Raw genomic sequence first — 18,855 nt, 5'->3', positions numbered from 1 at the left:
CTCAAAACCGAATATTATATTGTAGATATTACATGAATGTACGCTAGTTAGCAAGATAAAGGCCGCTTGTCAAGAAAAAGGTTCTGCAAATTGTAACCATATCGCCTTCTTATTCAAGGGGAACATCATGAACCTGTTATCCTAACAGACGTACAGCATACACTTCCTTACAAAATCCTCGAAGTCCATTATAGATTCTTGCTATTTTAGACTCCTTGGACACCAAGCCGAACACAGTCGGCCCACTACCTGACATAAGTACTCCCTCAGCTCCAAGTCGCAGCATGGATTCCTTCAACTGCTGCACCTCTGGATAGAGCGGCAGTGTAACATCCTCGAGTACATTTCCAAGCGATTCGCATACCCCTTGGAAGCTTTGACCTTCAATAGCTCTCATCATATCTTTTAATGATGGATGCTTGACGATTTGATTCGCTTTCAGCCGTCCATACACATCTGCGGTCGATACATTAATCGGCGGCTTAGCAAGCACTACCCAACATTGAGGCGGCTGATGAACCATCTCCAGTTCCTCCCCACGCCCACGGGCGATGGCTGTCCCTCCTGTAACACAGAAAGGGACGTCGGATCCAAGCTCTGTACCGAGAACCTGCAGTTCCTTATCAGAAATACCCAGTTTCCACAGTCGATTCAGACCACGCAAAGTTGCAGCAGCATCACTGCTTCCACCAGCAAGTCCAGCAGCAACCGGTATTTTTTTATCTAAATGAATATATACGCCTTGCTTTACTTCATAACGTTCTTTAATCAACTTTGCCGCTTGGAACGCTAAGTTCTTCTCATCTAACGGTATGTAACCTGCTTGGCTGGAGATGATAATCGTATCTCGAGGAAGCTCCTCCATCTCGAGACGGTCCGCTAAGTCTACCATCGTCATGACCATTTCCACGTCATGATATCCATCCTCACGCTTACGCAGCACGTCCAACAGCAAATTTATTTTGGCAGGCGCCTTCTCGTACACTTTCACTCGCGTTCACCCTTCTTTATCCTACGGATCGCTTACGTTATTATAACAGACTCTATGGTGCAAGTCATTTGTGTACGCACATAGGCAATTGGAATGATTTCGTAATAAAAAAGCGAACAGAGCGGACACAGATCCGATGCTCGCTGGACAGGAGGTTTTTTGGCTCATTATTTTTTTGAGGCAGCCTCTTCAGCAAGTTGAATTGCCCGCTTGACCATATCGCCGGCATCTTTTGCACGAATGGCGCCCCATCCGTATTTGGATACCGTATCATAAAAGCCAAGATCCTTAGCCAATTCCACCTTCAGTTCCTCAGACATGAAGTTGCGCTTTCTTCGGCTCATCACTGCACCTCCCGTGCTTACCATAATGATCAGAAATTGTTGTAGCAAGCACGATGCATTCATCGGCTTACCGTTAATGTAAGTAGAAGCGGCCGTGGTTATACGCCGATCCATGTTCCGATTTGTGGAGGGGATGACTATGTAGGAAGGACTGGCTATACCTGGTTTGTACTTCACAGACTGAAAAACCCAAACAAAAGGCAGCCATAAATGGCTGCCGTCATGTCGCTTAACCGCGAACATATTCAATCTTCATCTCGCCGTTATCGGCGCATACGGTCACTTGGACCGACTCTGTTAATATATCTGCATAGCTGTAGGATACCCGCTTGAACGCGTTCTGATCCTGGTCCAACTTAACAATAAATACAGAAGGGTAGGTTTCTTCCAACACGCCCGTACGCTCAATCGTTTTCCGACGACCGCCATTGGCGCGGAGCAGAATCTTCTGACCGACATGTGCTTCAAGACAACGACGAATTTCAAACAAAGCGTTTTTCGCCATTACAGCTACCACCTCTTTCCTTGTCCATTATAACCAATTCAAGAGGTTTTGTCAAATTAACAAATAATTATAACAATAAGACTGTTTTCATGTCAATATATTTTTTATCCAAATTTATTAAGTTGCTACTTTTTGCTGTATTTTATACATAGGCCGCTTATATGACCGTAGGTGTAACGTTCAGTGTCGATAAATCTTTCAGCTTCGGCATGCCAAATCGATAGCTCCCTTTTGTCTCAATCCCGCCTACCCCGTCAATTCCACTGACCATATGAGGGGCAATATCCCCAATCTGTACAGTATCACGAATCGAGGTATATGCTGCTTTTACCGCTACATAGGCTGGGTCAAGCGCATGAATCATAATGCGGCCCGGTGAGCTTGCAAAATTAGCTCCAGCTTGGAGCAGTGCCTCGAAGTGAGATTGGCATGCTCCTGCAATAATCGTCATTAGGTCAAGATGCCGCTCATACTGCCGAGCGGTCTGTACTGCATTCACAAAGTTTTGCGAGTTTTTATAATTTTGCAGGTTGATCAGGTCGCGATGCCTGCCGTTCTTCAATACCCCATCATGCCCTGTAATCACGATAATATTAGGCTTCACCCGCGGCAACAGACGATACAGTGTATCCGCCATATTTCTCTCGTTCACATAATGTCCTTCCGCTGGCACACGGAGCTGATTATAAATCGCCATGCTCTTCTGCAAATATCCTGGATCCCCATCAAGATGAAGCACCGTTCCCGGCATATCAAATGTTGAGCTTCCATTCGGCATCTCAGCAAAAGGAAGCTCCATCTGTCTACGCTCATACTGCTCTCTGCGCTGCTGCTCCAATACTTCTACAGACTGCAGCATCTTGATGTGAGCCTGTTCAGAGCGTCGTGCAATCGTTGCCTTCGGAATACTTACCAAATCTCGAACATGGGAGTCCGCAAGCAAGCGATAATCTGTCCCTTTTATAATCGCTGTCTGTTGGAAGACCTGTTCTACACGAAATGTAATATCGCCACCGTACGACTTGCGTACGACCAAATCCCCTTGCTTCACTGGCTCGTTCATAGGATCGATCACCTCTCCGACTATCCTATGGGCGATTACATGGATTGGTGATGCCTAGTGCACAAATTTAATCTTATTCCGCTTGATTCTCTTCTTCCGCCTGAGCAATTGCGTGCCCGATTGCGTCGGATAAAGCAGCGAACTCCTCAATCGACAATGTCTCACCTCTGCGGTTCGGCTCAATATGGGCTGCTTCAAGCGCTCCTGTTAGCTTGTCCACTCCGCATTTGCTGGAGTAGCGTGCCTTCAGATTATTCCATATCGTCTTGCGGCGCTGAGCGAAAGAAGCCTGTACGACATCGAATAACAAAGCCTCATCCTTTACTTGTACAGGTGGAGTCGTTCTAACCTTCAAACGGATAACTGCAGATTCTACGTTAGGCTGTGGGATAAATACCGTATGAGGCACTGTACATACCAGCTCAGGTTCCGCAAAATATTGTACAGCCACACTCAGACTGCCGTAATCCTTGCCTCCTGGCTTCGCAGCCATTCGTTCCGCTACTTCCTTCTGGATCATCACGACGATGTTCTTGAGCGGCAGACGCTCCTCCAGAAGCTTCATCATAATCGGTGTCGTCACATAATACGGAAGGTTAGCCACAACACTCACTCGTTCAACATCCTGAAACTGCTCACGGAACAATTCATGCAAGTCGACTTTTAATACATCACCGTGTACAATACGGACGTGCTCATACGGCTCCAGCACCTCTCCTAATATCGGAAGCAAGCGCTGATCGATTTCAATAGCTGTCACATGACGGGCAAGCTTGGCCAACTGTTCAGTAAGCGCTCCAATTCCAGGGCCGATTTCCAAAGCGCCTGTCATATCGTCCAGCTCCGCCGCATCTACAATACGCCGCAAAATGTTCATATCGATTAAAAAATTCTGTCCTAAGCTCTTCTTAAAAGAGAATCCATGTTTGCGTATAATGTCCTTCGTTCGGTTCGGTGTCGCTATTTCCACTCTCGATTGCGTCATTCCCTCTATTCTCCTTCTACTCGATGGTGCTGTTCTTCTTGATTTAGCTGCCGTAAGGCATCCTCAAACTCAATCCTGCCAATTTGGAATACACCACAGCGCTTGAGCAACTGCTTTGCATTGCAATATCCAATGCCCAAAATTTCCCCTAGCCGCTGTCTTCGTTCAGCAGAGCCTGAATGCGTTGTTAAGCCTGCTACTACAAGATCCATCCATGTCAACTCCGACATCATGCTGGGCATCTCCGTACGGACCTGCTCCAATGCACGGCGTATCGCCTCTGGTTTCGCGTTCTCTACCCCTAAATCCCCCTTGGCTATCGCCTCATGTCTAGGAAGGAAAGCGTGCTTGCACCCAGGTACACGCTCTGCAATCGTCTTTCGAATTTTCTCTCCCGCATGATCCGGATCCGTAAAAATAATTACGCCTCGGCGCTCCTGCGCCAATGCGATGCGTTTTATAGTTGTATCGTTAATTGCCGATCCACCTGTTTCAATCGTGTCTGCTTCTACAGCACGCTGAATGGCAACGGTATCATCCTTACCTTCTACGACTATCACTTCACGTATCAATTCTCGTACTCCTCTCACCACAAGATCACTTCGTACAACCACTATTTCTTACTTGCTCCCGATTCGCAAATAAACAACAAAAGAAGAGGGTGTCCCCTCTTCTTAGCATGACATAAATCGTTATTCATTACTATATCCTAATTACACATGGCTGCATACCTGTGTGCTAGTTCACTTCCGGCTTGACTGGGCCAACCACATATACGGTATACCCCTTCTTGCGTCCGAACTTGCTAACAGTCTTTTTACTGTCGAAGTATACATCGATAATTTTCCCTTTGACTGCGCCGCCTGTATCTTCGGCACGTCGGAATCCAATCCCTTCGATGTATACCCACCAGCCAAGTGGTATAACTTTCGGATCAACAGCGATCGTACGGCCTTCCGATACCATCGCACCTGATGCCGTCTTCGCACCAGAGGAACCTTCCGCTTCGGTGTAAGCTGTCAGTTGAACATTCTTCAACACTTTTTTATATCTAAAATCTTTGTCTCCGCTGGAACCATTGTCATCAGAATCATCGTCCGTGTTCACTGAGAGAACAGCAACCTCCGGCTTCTTCTTCGTTCCATAGGCAATAACTTGATTGACTTGTTTCGTATGAACGGATTTATCCACCAGTTGGGAATATACAAGCTTACCGTCTTCATAGGTATTTTGAACCTTCTGAACGACTAAACCTTCTTTTCCGCCTTGAACCATTTTAGTCTTACCCTTAAGAAGGGTGGCATCAGCCTGCTTCACAACTTGATAAGGAACTTTAACCTTGCGTTCTTCCATCTTTTTGCTGACCCGAACAATTCGGATGTTCATGTCCTTTGCAATCGATGCACGCTTAGCAGGGAATACCTTATCATCTGGATTCAGCGGGATTTCCAGCGCAGCCAATGCATTATGCACTGATTTCTCCGTTGTATACTGCGTTTCCTTCTTCCCATCCGCAGTAATTTGGATAGGCAAAGCGCGTTCAATAATAACTCGATCCCCATCTGCAATCTCTTCATCGAGCGGCTTTGATACAGCATCGTATGCCCCAAGTGCTATCGCATGCTCATCCAAAACATTGCGAAGCGTATCAAGGCGAGTTTCGACTGAACGCTCTTGTCCATCAACGAGCACAGCCACTGTCTTCTTTGTTGCATTATACCAAGTTAAGACTGCTATTAATGTGATCACGATTGCTACAGCTGCAATAACGGTGATAACACGTACATTTTCACGCTTCCATCGCAATGCGAGTGACATGCTGGATGATCGGGGTTCATGGGTTTCGTTGTTCACGATCTGTCCCATTTCTCGGTCCTCCTTACATAGTCCCGCCGTCGAGTGTTGCGCATGATTTCATCTGACGCGACTATTTCAAGAATGTTTACGAGAGAATTGGTTTTGTCTGGAACGAGCGTGTATTCGTTCTCCACATTTCCGAATTCTCCGTACCAACGATCCAGTATTGGCTGCTCCCACCTCCTATTTCTTACACCCTATGACGTCTTTATTCTCATTATTCAAAAAAGAATATTTGAGAGTAAAACAAAAGAAGCCCTTCGTAAGAGGAGACTCTTTCGCGGCTTCTATAATAGAAACCCAAACGTCAACAGTGTAGGACGCGAGGAACCCTCTCTGTACGCTGACGAGGTTAGCTGTCGGGTTCGGGCTTGAGAGTCGCCCTATCGGAACCAACCGGCTCATGGCTCGGTTGTCCCTAATTCACCCCAAGGAATTGATCCATGTGATTGAACATGTACTCATGTCAATCCCACTCTGGTTCCCCCGTTCTCCACAACCTGGAGATTAAGCGATACTGAATTAGTTGGAACAATATTGAATTGTGTAATAACATCTGTGAGAAATCATATCGTGTTTGCAATCTTCTTGTAAAGACAGTAGCAATTTCGTTTTTCGCGAAAAATGGTTAAAAAATGTAACTAAATCCGTTTTTCATAACAAAATCCACTTATTTTGTGGCCGATATCTTTATTTCACTTGTTTTTATCATGTTTTCACCTGATGTCAAAACATGTCATAGCATTTTTGGTCGTCATTCTGCAAAATTCTTCAAATTCCATTCCTTTCAGCTCGGCTGCGACTTCTGCCACAAGACGTACATAAGCGGACTCATTGCGCTTGCCTCGGAACGGATGCGGCGTCAAATAAGGGGAGTCTGTCTCCACGAGCAATCGGTCGTTTGGAACCTGAACGAGCACTTCCTTCGGCTGTCTCGCATTTTTAAACGTGACAGGTCCTCCAAATGAGATGTAGAAGCCCATATCCAGACACATCTTCGCTGTTTCCCAACTGCCTGAGAAGGAATGCATAATACCTCCAACTTCATGTGCCTTCTCTTCGCGCAAAATGCGGATTACATCTTCATGTGCCTCGCGATTATGAATAATGATCGGCATCTTCAACTCACGGGCCAAGCCAATTTGTTCACGAAATACACGATGCTGAACATCCTTCGGAGATGTATCCCAATGATAGTCCAGTCCAATTTCGCCAATCGCCACAACCTTCTCATGTTCGGTAAGCTTTGCAATCCAGTCCATATCCTCTGGTTTCATCGTAATTGCATCTACAGGATGCCAGCCTACAGCTGCATAAATGAAGTCATATTTTTCCGCCAAGGCCATCGTCGTCGGAATTGTTTCCCGATTGAATCCAATGTTCACCATACGGGTTACCCCTTGTTCGACGGCTCTGGCGATGACCTGATCGCGATCCTCATCAAAATTGCTGCTGTCTAAATGCGTATGCGTATCAAATAACACGTCCAAGCGCTCCTTTTCTATCATCCAATTATGTCAGGTGATTGCGGCGAATGAACATCCGCCGTGTGTCTGCCGTAAGCTGATGTGAAACGGTCAATAGCCTGTCCATCGGAAAATAAATATATTGCTTCCCGTTGCGAATCCCACTAATGGTGCGAACGATATCTGATTTTTTGGACAGCTCCACGATTTGCTGATCCCGTCCCCACAGCATAATATGCTGCTGCGATCGTGCATCCCCTTTTCGATATACATCATAAGGTCTATCAAAAGGGGAATCGAACATCAAATCATAATTGGGATCAAGCCCAACTTGTGACCACTCCATCCGCAATCGTTCCTGCAATTCCTCATTCATCTGCTCGACTTCAATATATTTATATAGTTTACGCTCCATAAATCGCTGGCACAAGTCAGCAAGCCGTTCATCCTTCTCTCTCGACCACTGCATAAATGCGGTCTGCACAAATGCCTCATCCATCTGTACATACTGCTCAGTTGTAATCGTTCCTTCAAATAAAGAGTCAAGCGGAGATAGAAAATATCGAAATTCATACCCACTCAAATATAGTTCCTTTGCACGCTTGAAAATATGGCGCAACACCATTTCTGAACTGCGTGTTACCGGATGGAAATAAACCTGCCAGTACATTTCATATCGAGCTAGCAAATAATGCTCCACTGCGTGCATACCGCTCTCCTTAACCACAATGCGATCCTTATGGGGGCGCAGCACTCTTAGAATACGATCAATATCAAATGTTCCATAATTTACACCTGTAAAGTAGGCATCTCGCAGCAAGTAGTCCATTCGATCCGCATCCAGCGAACCGGATACTAAGTTAACAACGATCGGACGTTCATACGTTTTGCGAATCACAGACGCTACCTTCTCAGGGAAATGCGGATCAACCTGCTTCAATACACGACGGATATCGGTATCTTCTACTATAATGCGGTATGTCCAATCCTCATGAAACATATCAAAGGCCTCTTCTATGGAATGGGAAAATGGCCCATGACCCACATCATGAAGCAGTGCTGCACACAAAGCGACCAGCCTTTCTTCCTCTGGCCAGTCCTCATACTGATTCCGCTCAAATTGAGAGATGATGCGCCGCGTAATTTCATACACGCCAAGGGAATGGGAAAAACGACTATGCTCTGCTCCATGGAACGTTAAATAGGAAGTTCCCAATTGACGAATGCGGCGAAGCCTCTGGAATTCCTTAGTATTAATCAAATCCCATATCGTTCGGTCTTGGACATGTACATAATTGTGAACCGGATCCTTGAACACTTTTTCCTCTAATAACATTGAAAATCACTCCTTTCGATTCGAACCTTTTCGACATAGTCTGCCTTCTTGTCGAAAAGATTTGGTTTATTCTTGTTTCTGTTTATTTTTACATAAAAAATACCATACGAGTGTAAAAGTGTAGGCCACACCGTTAAAAACAGCTAAATATACGCTAAAAAAACCTAAAATCCATAAATTAGCACGCTATGTATGGATTTTGTAGGTTGACTAATTTGGGAATGGTTGGTACGATAAGAATCAGCCAATAAAGAATTTTGTCGAATTATGACATTTCATGCTAAAGTAAAGAGGAGAGCGTTGAACTATGATGAAGTCCACTGGTATCGTCCGTAAAGTAGATGAACTGGGTCGTGTCGTCATTCCGATCGAGCTTCGCCGCACCCTTGGTATCGGTGAAAAGGATGCGCTAGAAATTTACGTTGACGGAGAACGCATCATGCTTAAGAAATACGAACCAGCATGCATCTTCTGCGGCAATGCAGAGAACGTTACATACTTTAAAGGAAAAATTGTTTGCCACGAATGTATATCAGAAATACCTCAACCTGTGACAAAATAAAAAAATAGGTTATAATAGCTCTAATCACATATGTTAATTCTAACCTTTTTATATCTTCCTTGATGCCTCCATGGTTTTGAACCCAACCATGGAGGTCTTTTTTTGCCTTTCTAGCAAGGGATTTTGCCGATTACACTACTATTAATGAGATCTTTAAAGATCCATTATCTTCATAAGATTCATTGCATCCAAGCGTCCCTTATAGTAAAGCCTGATAAATGTCTCGTTTGGATACACCGCGATCTTTTGCTGCAAGCTTCATCGCATCTTTACGGGATACCCCTTGTTCACGCTCATAATGTGCAACATGTTCTTCTTCAGTCAGTTCATGCCACCATGCTTGTCCCGCTCCTTCAGACGATTGATTCTCGTCAGCGCTCTCGACCACGATGCAGCATTCCCCAAGAGGCGGATGCTCCGCTATATAGGCAATACATTCGCCGACGGTTCCACGTATGAAATGTTCGTACCGCTTCGTCAGTTCGCGTGCAATTGTAATGCGCCGGCTGTCTCCGAATGCCGTGACGAATCGATCAAGTGTCTTCGCAATACGGTGCGGAGACTCATAAAATAACAATGTACCTGCTTCCACACGTAGCGAAGCAAGCACAGCATCCGCATGTTTCTTCTCACGTGGAAGAAAACCAACAAATGTGAAGCGATCCGTAGGAAGTCCTGAAGCAATCAAGGCTGAAAGGGCCGCATTCGGGCCAGGTATCGGTATAACCGGTATGCCGGCCTCTACAGTCAACTGCACCAAATCTGCGCCTGGATCTGAAATAGCGGGTAACCCAGCGTCGCTCACGAGGGCGATACGTTTCCCCTCTTCCATAATACGGACAAGCTCCGGTCCGCTTGCTTGCTTATTATGCTCATGATAGCTATACAGCGTCTTCCCCGTAATTTCAAAATGACTCAGCAATTTCCTCGTCTCGCGCGTATCTTCGGCTGCAATAATATCTGCTTCCCGCAGGATACGAACCGCTCGAAATGTCATATCCTCCAGATTTCCGATCGGTGTGCCGACAAGATATAATGCGCCTGCATTTTCCGCCTGTTGCTGGTAGCTATATTGTTCCGTCAATTGCATATTATCCATCCTTCAGCTGCGAAGCTTTCCCATAATAGATATCCATTAATTCCTCACGATATTCATTCTCTTCATTATATACGATCAGCGGCGGTAATAGCCGTACATCTGGCTTCCCGTCACGCGCAGACTCAATAAGCACCATATTGGCCTCATCCTCCTCACGAGGATGAACGAAGCGGATTCGCTTAGGCTCTAGTCGATAAGCTCTCATCAACGATAAAATATCTGTTAATCGGCTAGGACGATGAACCATGGCTAGCTTCCCACCCGTTCGCAGTAGCTTCGCACTCGTACGAATGACATCCTCAAGCGTACAGGCAACTTCACTGCGCGCTAACGCATAATGTTTGTTTTCCTTAATGTCGCCTGCTGTTAATGGCATATAAGGCGGGTTCACGGTCACCATTTCGTAGAACGGGCGCTCTGGATTCGGCTCGAATGATTTTAAATCCCCCTCGATAATGCGAATTCGTTCTTCCAGTCCATTCAGCCTGATGCTGCGGCTCGCCATATCCGCGAGTCTTGATTGTATCTCTAACCCATCGATCTGTGCATTCGTCCGTGTGGACATGAGCAGAGGAACCACCCCATTGCCCGTACATAAATCCATTATGCGCCCACGCATTGGTACAGAAGCAAATCGAGCAAGCAGAACCGCATCCATGGAGAAGCTGAATACCTCCGAGCTCTGTATAATCTGTAATTGATGAGTGAGCAAGTCGTCGAGCCTCTCAGACGGATGCAGCTCGATCGCATCATTTCTATTCTCCATATCGTTCCTGCCTTTACTTCATTCATTCGTGTAAGTAAACTACGCCATATTCCATATCTTTGTGAAAGAACTTTCTGATGAAGCATCTAACTATCCTTATTATGATGAAAAAGCCGCAGGTCGGGAACCCTCTTTCCGGTTCCACTGACCTACGGCCGCGGTTATTTATTGAGGAAGGACAGACAGAACAAACAGTCACCTTCCGTCCGCAAATGTCCATAATACACGTTGCAAATGTGAAACCCTTCATGATACAGCCGCGCTAGATTATCGTACCCTTCGCCTACCACGTTCTCTTTGGAATCTCCATTTGGATCAGGATGAACTGCGGGTGTAGAGTCTCCCTTCACCTCTGGTTCAACTTCCAAGTGCTCGTGATGCTCGTGGTGCAGTACTTTGCGCAGCTGCTGATTCTCCATCCACAAGCGTTGATTCTCTTCCAGCAGCTCTTTGACGACGAGTTTCAGCGCACCAAGCTCTTGATGAAGGTCTCCCATATGCGTTTCCAATTCATGAATCTGCGCAAAAATGTCTTTCTTCTCCAAGTTCCCACCCCAGAGCGTGAAAATGTCCGCTATTTATTTTACGACAACGTCGTCGAAAGGAAAATCTTTTACTTTGCCGATTTCAGCCAGTTGGACGTGCACTTTACGTTCTCCGGCATTTATACCGACGACTTTGCCCTCTCCTATCGAAGTAACAACCCACTTGCCGACTGTAGGAAGCTCTTCTTTCACGCTTTCATAATTGTCATGCTCGTATTTCAGGCAGCACATCAAGCGACCGCACAAACCGGATATTTTCGTAGGATTCAGCGATAAGTTCTGGTCTTTTGCCATTTTAATGGATACCGGTTCAAAATCACCTAACCAGGAGGAGCAGCATAGCACTCGCCCGCAAGGCCCGATGCCGCCAAGCATCTTAGCCTCGTCACGCACACCAATCTGCCGCAGCTCAATCCGTGTCCGGAACACGCTGGCCAAGTCCTTGACCAGCTCGCGGAAGTCCACGCGTCCTTCTGCCGTAAAGTAAAAGATGATTTTGTTCCGATCAAACGTATATTCAACATCTACAAGCTTCATTTTCAACTGATGCGCTCTAATTTTGTCCATACAAGTTGCGAACGCATCTTTTGTTGCTTGTCGATTCGCTTCTACCAGTGTTGCGTCTGCTTCATTGGCGATGCGAATGACTTTCTTTAAGGGAAGCACCACATCGTTCTCACCGACGGTCTTCGGACCAATCACGACTTTGCCGTACTCGATGCCGCGCGCCGTTTCGACGATCACATGCTGGTCCCTCTGGACCGGCCATTCGACCGGGTCGAAATAGTATATTTTGCCCGCTCTCTTAAAACGGACGCCGACTACATTATACAATCAAGTACCTCCTTGGATTCCAACCAGAAACTGCTCGCAAGCAAGCTGCGGGCTGACATTGGCGCGCACCCGCTTTTGCGCCTCCGTTGCCGCATCCATGCACCGAATCCATCCTTCAGCTGATTTCGTCCAAGCCAGCTTGCTGATTGTATCAAGCTGATCGATAAAGACGAGACTCTCCTGCCGGTTGTATTGGTAATTCAACATATCTCGAAACCAGAGATGGAACAAACGGAACAGCATGTCCGTATGTTCGGCAAGCTCGGTCTTAAACAACTTCTGCTGTGCGGTTAGAAGTGCGGAAGGCAGTCTTGCTTCGCACTCCTTTCCTAATTGTAACATTACGTTTCTTACTTCTGCAAACCAATTCTGTCCACACAACTCGCGCCCTGCTTCAAGGCCATTTACAAGATAGACAGCAGCACGAGCCAATACAACTGGGCAGCCTTCTGCCACAAGCGTTTGGCAAATAAGGTGCGGATCTTGGGGCGTGAATGGGACGAGCTGCGAACGGGATTGAATGGTTGGCAGCATCGCTTGTCCATTCTCTGTTATTAGGATAGCCACTGCGGGGCTTGTCGGCTCCTCCAAAAATTTAAGCAGGCTGTTGGCCGCTTGAACGGTCATCTTCTCCGCCTGCTCCATAATGTATACCTTACGGCCTGTAGCTTGGGTCCGATAGGAAAATTCGCGCTGCAGCTCACGAATTTGATCGATTTTAATCGACTGTCCCTCTGGTGCGATAAGATGCACGTCAGGATGGTTCCCATGCTCAATTTTCCGACAAGAAAGACATTCCCCACATGCATCATCTGTCATACGTTCACAGAACAGCGCCTTGGTAAAGGTTAACGCAGCAGCCATGCGGCCTGTTCCTTTCGGTCCACTGAATAGGTAGGCATGAGATACTTTGTCAGCGCGCAATCCATTTTGCAATATTTTTTTGCTCGATCCTGACCGAGAATTTGTTCAAACGACATGGTATACGTGTTCCTTCCATATATATAACCAGAATGCGATACCGAGCAAGCTGCTCGCTCCAAGTTAAATGATAGGGGAGGAATCAGCCTCGTCTATCTAGAAACAAAGGTTAATCAGCATTCCACGTATTTCTCCTACTTTATGAAGCAGTTCAATCTTGCCTTGCTCCGACTCCAACAGATGATCTGCCAGCTCAATGAGAGCACTATCAATCTCATCGACGATTTGATACCGTTTGCTTTTGCCGCGCCGATCCCATCCGCGTGTTTCTTTTATTTTTAGATTCCGTCTTACTGTATCCTCTAAAAATCGCTTCACCATCATCCGATACATGCGAAGCTCACGAATCGTCATTGACTTCGCTAGTCGTTCCCCTTGACGGTATATATCCTGCAGCCGCTGCTGCAGTTCGTCATTGCTGGCTTGATCGTGACGATTGTTCATCATATCAGCAAAAGACTTGTGCTGAACGGGCTTCGTTACCGTTTCGCCCATTCGCACATCAGTACCGAGGGGACGAAATCCAGGATTAATTTTCACTCTATATCACCTGCAATTTCTCACTTCATAGTCATGCTCTGATCGAACTCACTTACCTTACTGGTTCTTACTATTATATCGTAATATCGAAAACGAATGATTAAAAATGCTCGAACCGCTCGACCGGAAGCACGAATACCGTTGCTCCCCCACCTGTACCTCAACAGGAAGCGGCATATAAGAATCTGATGTTCCACTTAGTGGCGTTACCGGAGTTACGAGTTGGTCTCTTACCTTGCAGTTGTTTCGGATGACATTCAGGACGGTGCTCACTTGATCATCCTCCACACCTATCATGAACGTCGTATTGCCTGCACGCAAAAATCCACCCGTACTCGCCAGCTTGGTTGCTCTTAAATTCGCCTTTACTAATGCACCAGAGAGTCGATTGCTGTCTTTGTCTTGTACAATGGCTACAACCATTTTCATGCCTGGTCATCCTCCCTAAAATATAATATTCTTGTCCATTCATATATGGAATGATGTTATTTATTTATACATCCGTACTGCAAAATCCTGCGTTCGTTCACATAAAATGTCGTACATTTGCTTACTTATTTCTGTTAGCGTCTGTGTTGCATCCAACTGTACAATCCGTTCAGGATGCTGTTTCGCAATTTGATCATATCCCTCGCGCACCGCTTCATGGAATGCAAGCTGCTCTTGATCGAGCCGATTAACCTCGCGGTTCTGATTCGCCGCGATCCGATTCAATCCTGCCTGCGGATCAATATCTAACCAGAACGTAATATCCGGCATCATATCGTGTATGGCAAAACGATTGATCTCCCACACATCCTCCATGCCGAGTCTACGTGCATAACCCTGATAGGCGAGTGAGCTATCGACGAAGCGGTCACACAGGACGATCGCCCCTCGCTCTATAGCCGGAACGACAACCTCCACCAAATGTTGTCTGCGCGCCGCTGCATATAGCAGCGCTTCTGTTCGTGCATCCATTTCCGTATGCTCAGGGTTCAGAATGATGCTGCGAATCTTCTCCGCAATTCGGACTCCTCCTGGTTCCCGCGTTACCACGACATCAAGCTCTTGCTGCTTCAGCTTATTCGTTAACAGCTCAATCGCAGATGACTTGCCGGCTCCTTCCCCACCTTCCAGTGTTATGAACCATCCTGAACGCTCTATTTGTTGCTGCTTCACCATTGTTAATCCTCAATCCCCTTCTCATCTTCTGTAACGACAACACGAACCGTCAGCAAGGATTCATCTTCTGCATCATGACACTTGGCCCCGGCGTGTGCAAGCATTATCAGCTCCTGTGCAGCAGCCTCAGTAATGATTTCACCCGGATACAGTAATGGAATACCTGGAGGATACGGAACAACAGATTCCGCAGCCTTATGACCTACAGCCTCATGTACAGATACTCGCTTCGTTCGAACACTCTCTTGTTCATATATCGAGAAGGATACTGGCTCAGAATACATGCGCTGACCGTCAGCGAACGTAATGGAGCGCCCTGGTGTATCAATATTTTCTGTATAGGTGGCTACCTGTATCTTAGTATATGGAGTGTTGTCGTCCAATGTCACCGCAACCGCTTGCAGCGCTGTAATTAATCGCTGTGCATCCTCTAACGAGCTGCCAAGGCTGAACGAAAGCACCACATGCTGCAAATCCGCCATTTCAGCAGTACACCCATACTCTGAAAGCCGTTCAAGCAGCTCATATCCGCTTAATTGTCCATTTGTACATCGAATCGTTACTTTGAACGGATCAAGGCTGCAATATGCTGATTGCGGTTTAGCAGTTTGTATCTCTATAACCTCATATACGGTCAAATTAACCAAAGCGGCACGTACATGCTGTACCGCCTTGAGTCCTTCCTCAAACGCCTCTCGTCCATTACGTGCTAAATAATAACGGCTTATATCAAGGGAAGCCATTAACGGATAAGAAGGACTTGAACTTTGCAGCATCGTAAGCAGCTTCTTCAGCCTGGTTCGATTAAGCCTCGCTCCTTGAACGTGAAGCATCGCGCTCATCGTCATACCTCCAAGCATCTTATGCGTGGATTGAACAACCCCATCTGCACCTGCCTGAAGAGCGGATTCCGGGAAAGCTGGATGGAGGCCATAATGTGCACCATGTGCTTCATCCACCAGCAATGGAATATCATATCGATGAACCATTTCTGCTAACTCGCACAGATTAATCCCCATCCCATAGTAATTGGGATTTGTTACAAACAAGGCTTTCGCATTAGGATAAGCCTGGAGTGCTTGTTCCACCGTATCATTGTTGGGGGCAGTTGCGAGACCACTACCCTTGTCCATTTGCGGCGCAAGGAAGACGGCTCTTGCTCCAGCCATCATAAGCCCGTGTAAGACCGATTTATGGACATTCCGCTGTACAAGGACTACATCATTCGGCTGAATACAGCAACTCATCAGGAGGGCTATATTTCCGACCGTACTTCCTCCGACAAGAAAATGTGTTTCCTCTGCACCGAAGCACTGAGCAGCTAACTGCTGCGCCTCCGCGATAGCTTCTGTTGGATGATGCAAATCATCTGTACCTTCTACCTCTGTCACATCTATCGTCAAAAGCAGTGACATTTTGTGCAAAAGTGTATTCCAATCTTCTCGGCCAGATAGAGACAGCGATTCATGTGCATACCACTTTCCATCCTTATGTCCAGGCACATGGAAGGAAGCATGCTGATTTTGATTATATTTAAGTAAAGCTTCCACTAGTGGCGCCCGCACATGCTCCTGTCCAGCAAGCGCCAACTGAGAAGTCTCCTTATGTTTATCCATTAAGGTTACCCCTTTTTCATTGCTTCATTTATTGTAACTTATATTGTGAACTTCTTCATCAGTTGACCAATAAAAAGCAAAAAGAGCCCCCTGAATCGGGCTCTGGCGATTAAGCATATCAAGTTGTTTCTCCTTACACATGTGTGTGCAGCCATAATCGTTTTAGCTTATGAATAAAAAATGAATATTTTAAATCCTGCACATCGGTCTTCACCATTTCTTGCTCACATGCTGTACAAATAAATTGATTGACGACCATTATGCCGTCATTCGTCGCTTCACCGCACACAATGCAGTGTGTATCCTGACGTTCCATGTCAATCCCACCTTTAGAGGTTATATGATAAGTATGCCCGCAACTCTATGGATATATACCAGTTTCATAGCTGGTTTCAAATGTTTTTATATATGTATGATCGAATGGCCTTATTGGTGTTTGTACGGTTTGCACCCTTTTTTGCAGGCTTGATCCTTTTACGTATCTTTTTCATTTTCTCTTCCTTCTACATTTTCATAGAATAAATACCGATATATAACTTATTGTTCAACTTGAAAAAGGAGGGTTCGCTCAATGTCAACCATACGTAATGAAGAAATGGAGCGAACATTTTATAACTACCAGCTGCTAAAAAAAGTTCGGTTAACGAAGCCTTTCACCGTCCCCTATGTCACGCTATCATTGCTGTGCATTGCAGCAGCCCTTTATCAAAACGGACTGATCGGTATTGCTTATATCGCAGCCTCCTGGGTATTAATTGCATGGCTGCACTACGTGATAGGCAGATCCATCTTTATCGTCGACAGGTATACATATAAGGGCAGATGGGCATGGAGGTGGCGTATGCCATGGATCGGTTATTTACCGCTTCCACAACAGTTCATTAGTCTGCGATACATTACGAAAATTATGCTGCACACGACGTCCATTACGTTTCTAGTCATACTTATCTTATGTCCGTGGCTCCCATTGGAACTCACCTTATTGCATGTGTTCTGGCACATTTGGCTTATCTCGCCGCGTTGGTATTGCATATTGACACTACGTGCTGCAGACTCAAGCGGCCTTGTCAAAGTAAATGAAGTGGATTTCTGCTTATATAAAGCGTAACTTTTTAAAAAAAGCCAAAAGAGCTGGTCTTTGACACAGGGGATGTGTGCTAAAGGCCAGCTCTTTTGATTCGACCACATTCGACCACATATAAAAATAAAAAAACCACCATCGAGTAATCTCAACAGTGGTTTTTGTGTGCTTGGCGACGTCCTACTCTCCCGGGACCCTGCGATCCAAGTACCATCGGCGCTGGAGGGCTTAACGGTCGTGTTCGGTATGGGTACGTGTGGAACCCCTCCGCCATCGCCACCAAACAGCATTGGCTTAGTGCCAATATAAAGTTCAAGGTCATACCTTGAAAACTGAATGCGAAAGTTCGTGTTGAATCAAATAGGATAAGCCCTCGACCGATTAGTATTGGTCAGCTCCACACATTGCTGTGCTTCCACCTCCAACCTATCTACCTCGTCGTCTTCAAGGGGTCTTACTAATTGGGAAATCTCATCTTGAGGGGGGCTTCACGCTTAGATGCTTTCAGCGCTTATCCCTTCCGCACATAGCTACCCAGCTATGCTCCTGGCGGAACAACTGGTACACCAGCGGTGCGTCCATCCCGGTCCTCTCGTACTAAGGACAGCTCCTCTCAAATTTCCTACGCCCGCGACAGATAGGGACCGAACTGTCTCACGACGTTCTGAACCCAGCTCGCGTACCGCTTTAATGGGCGAACAGCCCAACCCTTGGGACCTACTTCAGCCCCAGGATGCGATGAGCCGACATCGAGGTGCCAAACCTCCCCGTCGATGTGGACTCTTGGGGGAGATAAGCCTGTTATCCCCAGGGTAGCTTTTATCCGTTGAGCGATGGCCCTTCCATGCGGAACCACCGGATCACTAAGCCCGACTTTCGTCCCTGCTCGACTTGTAGGTCTCGCAGTCAAGCTCCCTTATGCCTTTGCACTCTTCGAATGATTTCCAACCATTCTGAGGGAACCTTGGGGCGCCTCCGTTACTCTTTAGGAGGCGACCGCCCCAGTCAAACTACCCACCTGACACTGTCCCCGAACCGGATCACGGTCCTAGGTTAGAACTCCGATACGAACAGGGTGGTATCCCAACGGCGCCTCCACCTAAGCTGGCGCTCAGGCTTC

The 18,855-nt window shown here is 46.4% G+C and carries 19 protein-coding genes, 2 rRNA genes, 2 pseudogenes and 1 riboswitch (1 of these 24 only partly in view); of the genes and pseudogenes, 2 read left to right on the top strand and 21 right to left on the bottom strand.

The features are described 5' to 3' along the window. Positions 1-136: 136 nt before the first annotated feature. The 9 genes from ispE to PAV_RS09415 form a co-directional block, all read right to left on the bottom strand. Positions 137-991 (bottom strand): 4-(cytidine 5'-diphospho)-2-C-methyl-D-erythritol kinase, encoded by an 855-nt coding sequence (gene ispE, locus PAV_RS09455; protein ID WP_005545523.1) that lies wholly within the window; start codon positions 989-991, stop codon positions 137-139. Positions 992-1,158: 167 nt separating this feature from the next. After that, complete coding sequence (locus PAV_RS09450) at positions 1,159-1,335, bottom strand: hypothetical protein (RefSeq protein WP_005545522.1); 177 nt, start codon at positions 1,333-1,335, stop codon at positions 1,159-1,161. A gap of 229 nt (positions 1,336-1,564) precedes the next feature. Continuing rightward, positions 1,565-1,840 carry a biofilm formation stimulator Veg gene (gene veg / locus PAV_RS09445; protein WP_005545521.1) on the bottom strand — a complete coding sequence of 92 codons (276 nt, stop codon included), beginning with the start codon at positions 1,838-1,840 and terminating at the stop codon, positions 1,565-1,567. 157 nt (positions 1,841-1,997) lie between these two features. Continuing rightward, the gene (gene yabG, locus PAV_RS09440; RefSeq protein ID WP_005545520.1) at positions 1,998-2,903 is read right to left on the bottom strand and encodes a sporulation peptidase YabG; all 906 of its coding nucleotides are present in this window, start codon (positions 2,901-2,903) and stop codon (positions 1,998-2,000) included. 73 nt (positions 2,904-2,976) lie between these two features. Next, positions 2,977-3,888, bottom strand: coding sequence for a 16S rRNA (adenine(1518)-N(6)/adenine(1519)-N(6))-dimethyltransferase RsmA (gene rsmA / locus PAV_RS09435; RefSeq protein WP_005545519.1), 912 nt, complete (start codon positions 3,886-3,888; stop codon positions 2,977-2,979). Positions 3,889-3,893: 5 nt separating this feature from the next. Next, positions 3,894-4,460, bottom strand: a complete 567-nt coding sequence (gene rnmV, locus PAV_RS09430) for a ribonuclease M5 (protein ID WP_005545518.1) — start codon at positions 4,458-4,460, stop codon at positions 3,894-3,896. Positions 4,461-4,626: 166 nt separating this feature from the next. Continuing rightward, positions 4,627-5,754, bottom strand: coding sequence for a 3D domain-containing protein (locus PAV_RS09425; RefSeq protein WP_005545517.1), 1,128 nt, complete (start codon positions 5,752-5,754; stop codon positions 4,627-4,629). 318 nt (positions 5,755-6,072) lie between these two features. Continuing rightward, positions 6,073-6,269: riboswitch (cyclic di-AMP (ydaO/yuaA leader) on the bottom strand. Positions 6,270-6,461: 192 nt separating this feature from the next. Further along, positions 6,462-7,229, bottom strand: coding sequence for a TatD family hydrolase (locus PAV_RS09420; protein ID WP_005545516.1), 768 nt, complete (start codon positions 7,227-7,229; stop codon positions 6,462-6,464). A gap of 28 nt (positions 7,230-7,257) precedes the next feature. After that, positions 7,258-8,547: an HD domain-containing protein gene (locus tag PAV_RS09415; RefSeq protein WP_005545515.1), complete on the bottom strand. Its 1,290-nt coding sequence runs from the start codon at positions 8,545-8,547 to the stop codon at positions 7,258-7,260. Positions 8,548-8,854: 307 nt separating this feature from the next. Between PAV_RS09415 and PAV_RS09410 the strand changes: the two genes are divergently transcribed. Beyond that, positions 8,855-9,109, top strand: coding sequence for an AbrB/MazE/SpoVT family DNA-binding domain-containing protein (locus PAV_RS09410; protein ID WP_005545514.1), 255 nt, complete (start codon positions 8,855-8,857; stop codon positions 9,107-9,109). A 199-nt stretch (positions 9,110-9,308) separates the two neighbouring features. On the opposite strand, the gene rsmI is transcribed toward PAV_RS09410, so the two are convergent. The 10 genes and pseudogenes from rsmI to PAV_RS09360 all read right to left on the bottom strand — a co-directional run bounded on the left by rsmI (position 9,309) and on the right by PAV_RS09360 (position 16,970). Further along, positions 9,309-10,199 carry a 16S rRNA (cytidine(1402)-2'-O)-methyltransferase gene (rsmI, locus tag PAV_RS09405; RefSeq protein WP_005545511.1) on the bottom strand — a complete coding sequence of 297 codons (891 nt, stop codon included), beginning with the start codon at positions 10,197-10,199 and terminating at the stop codon, positions 9,309-9,311. A gap of 1 nt (position 10,200) precedes the next feature. After that, positions 10,201-10,974, bottom strand: a complete 774-nt coding sequence (locus PAV_RS09400; protein ID WP_005545509.1) for a tRNA1(Val) (adenine(37)-N6)-methyltransferase — start codon at positions 10,972-10,974, stop codon at positions 10,201-10,203. A 161-nt stretch (positions 10,975-11,135) separates the two neighbouring features. Then, positions 11,136-11,519: a DNA replication initiation control protein YabA gene (yabA, locus tag PAV_RS09395; RefSeq protein WP_005545507.1), complete on the bottom strand. Its 384-nt coding sequence runs from the start codon at positions 11,517-11,519 to the stop codon at positions 11,136-11,138. Positions 11,520-11,552: 33 nt separating this feature from the next. Next, complete coding sequence (locus PAV_RS09390; protein WP_005545505.1) at positions 11,553-12,353, bottom strand: PSP1 domain-containing protein; 801 nt, start codon at positions 12,351-12,353, stop codon at positions 11,553-11,555. After that, a pseudogene (holB, locus tag PAV_RS09385) lies at positions 12,354-13,333 on the bottom strand (DNA polymerase III subunit delta'). It lies immediately after the preceding gene. A 97-nt stretch (positions 13,334-13,430) separates the two neighbouring features. Next, positions 13,431-13,874: a YaaR family protein gene (locus PAV_RS09380; protein ID WP_005545499.1), complete on the bottom strand. Its 444-nt coding sequence runs from the start codon at positions 13,872-13,874 to the stop codon at positions 13,431-13,433. A 100-nt stretch (positions 13,875-13,974) separates the two neighbouring features. Further along, positions 13,975-14,303 (bottom strand): annotated as a pseudogene (locus PAV_RS09375) (cyclic-di-AMP receptor). A gap of 60 nt (positions 14,304-14,363) precedes the next feature. Further along, entirely contained in the window at positions 14,364-15,038 is a 675-nt protein-coding gene (gene tmk, locus PAV_RS09370; RefSeq protein ID WP_005545488.1) for a dTMP kinase, read from the bottom strand. Between the two features lie 2 nt (positions 15,039-15,040). Then, the gene (locus PAV_RS09365) at positions 15,041-16,654 is read right to left on the bottom strand and encodes an aminotransferase class I/II-fold pyridoxal phosphate-dependent enzyme (RefSeq protein WP_005545476.1); all 1,614 of its coding nucleotides are present in this window, start codon (positions 16,652-16,654) and stop codon (positions 15,041-15,043) included. A 133-nt stretch (positions 16,655-16,787) separates the two neighbouring features. Then, a complete protein-coding gene (locus PAV_RS09360; protein ID WP_005545475.1) occupies positions 16,788-16,970 on the bottom strand; it encodes a sigma factor G inhibitor Gin in 183 nt (60 codons plus the stop codon). A gap of 255 nt (positions 16,971-17,225) precedes the next feature. On the opposite strand from PAV_RS09360, the gene PAV_RS09355 reads away from it, so the two are divergent. Next, positions 17,226-17,762, top strand: a complete 537-nt coding sequence (locus PAV_RS09355; RefSeq protein ID WP_005545474.1) for a hypothetical protein — start codon at positions 17,226-17,228, stop codon at positions 17,760-17,762. 140 nt (positions 17,763-17,902) lie between these two features. Here PAV_RS09355 and rrf read toward each other — a convergent pair. Continuing rightward, positions 17,903-18,019: ribosomal RNA gene (gene rrf / locus PAV_RS09350) — 5S ribosomal RNA — on the bottom strand. A 77-nt stretch (positions 18,020-18,096) separates the two neighbouring features. Continuing rightward, a 23S ribosomal RNA gene (locus PAV_RS09345) occupies positions 18,097-18,855 on the bottom strand; it runs 2,169 nt beyond the window's last position.

The sequence above is a fragment of the Paenibacillus alvei DSM 29 genome (assembly GCF_000293805.1).
GTDB classification, from domain to species: Bacteria; Bacillota; Bacilli; order Paenibacillales; family Paenibacillaceae; genus Paenibacillus_B; species Paenibacillus_B alvei.
This window is presented reverse-complemented; position numbering and strand designations above follow the sequence as displayed.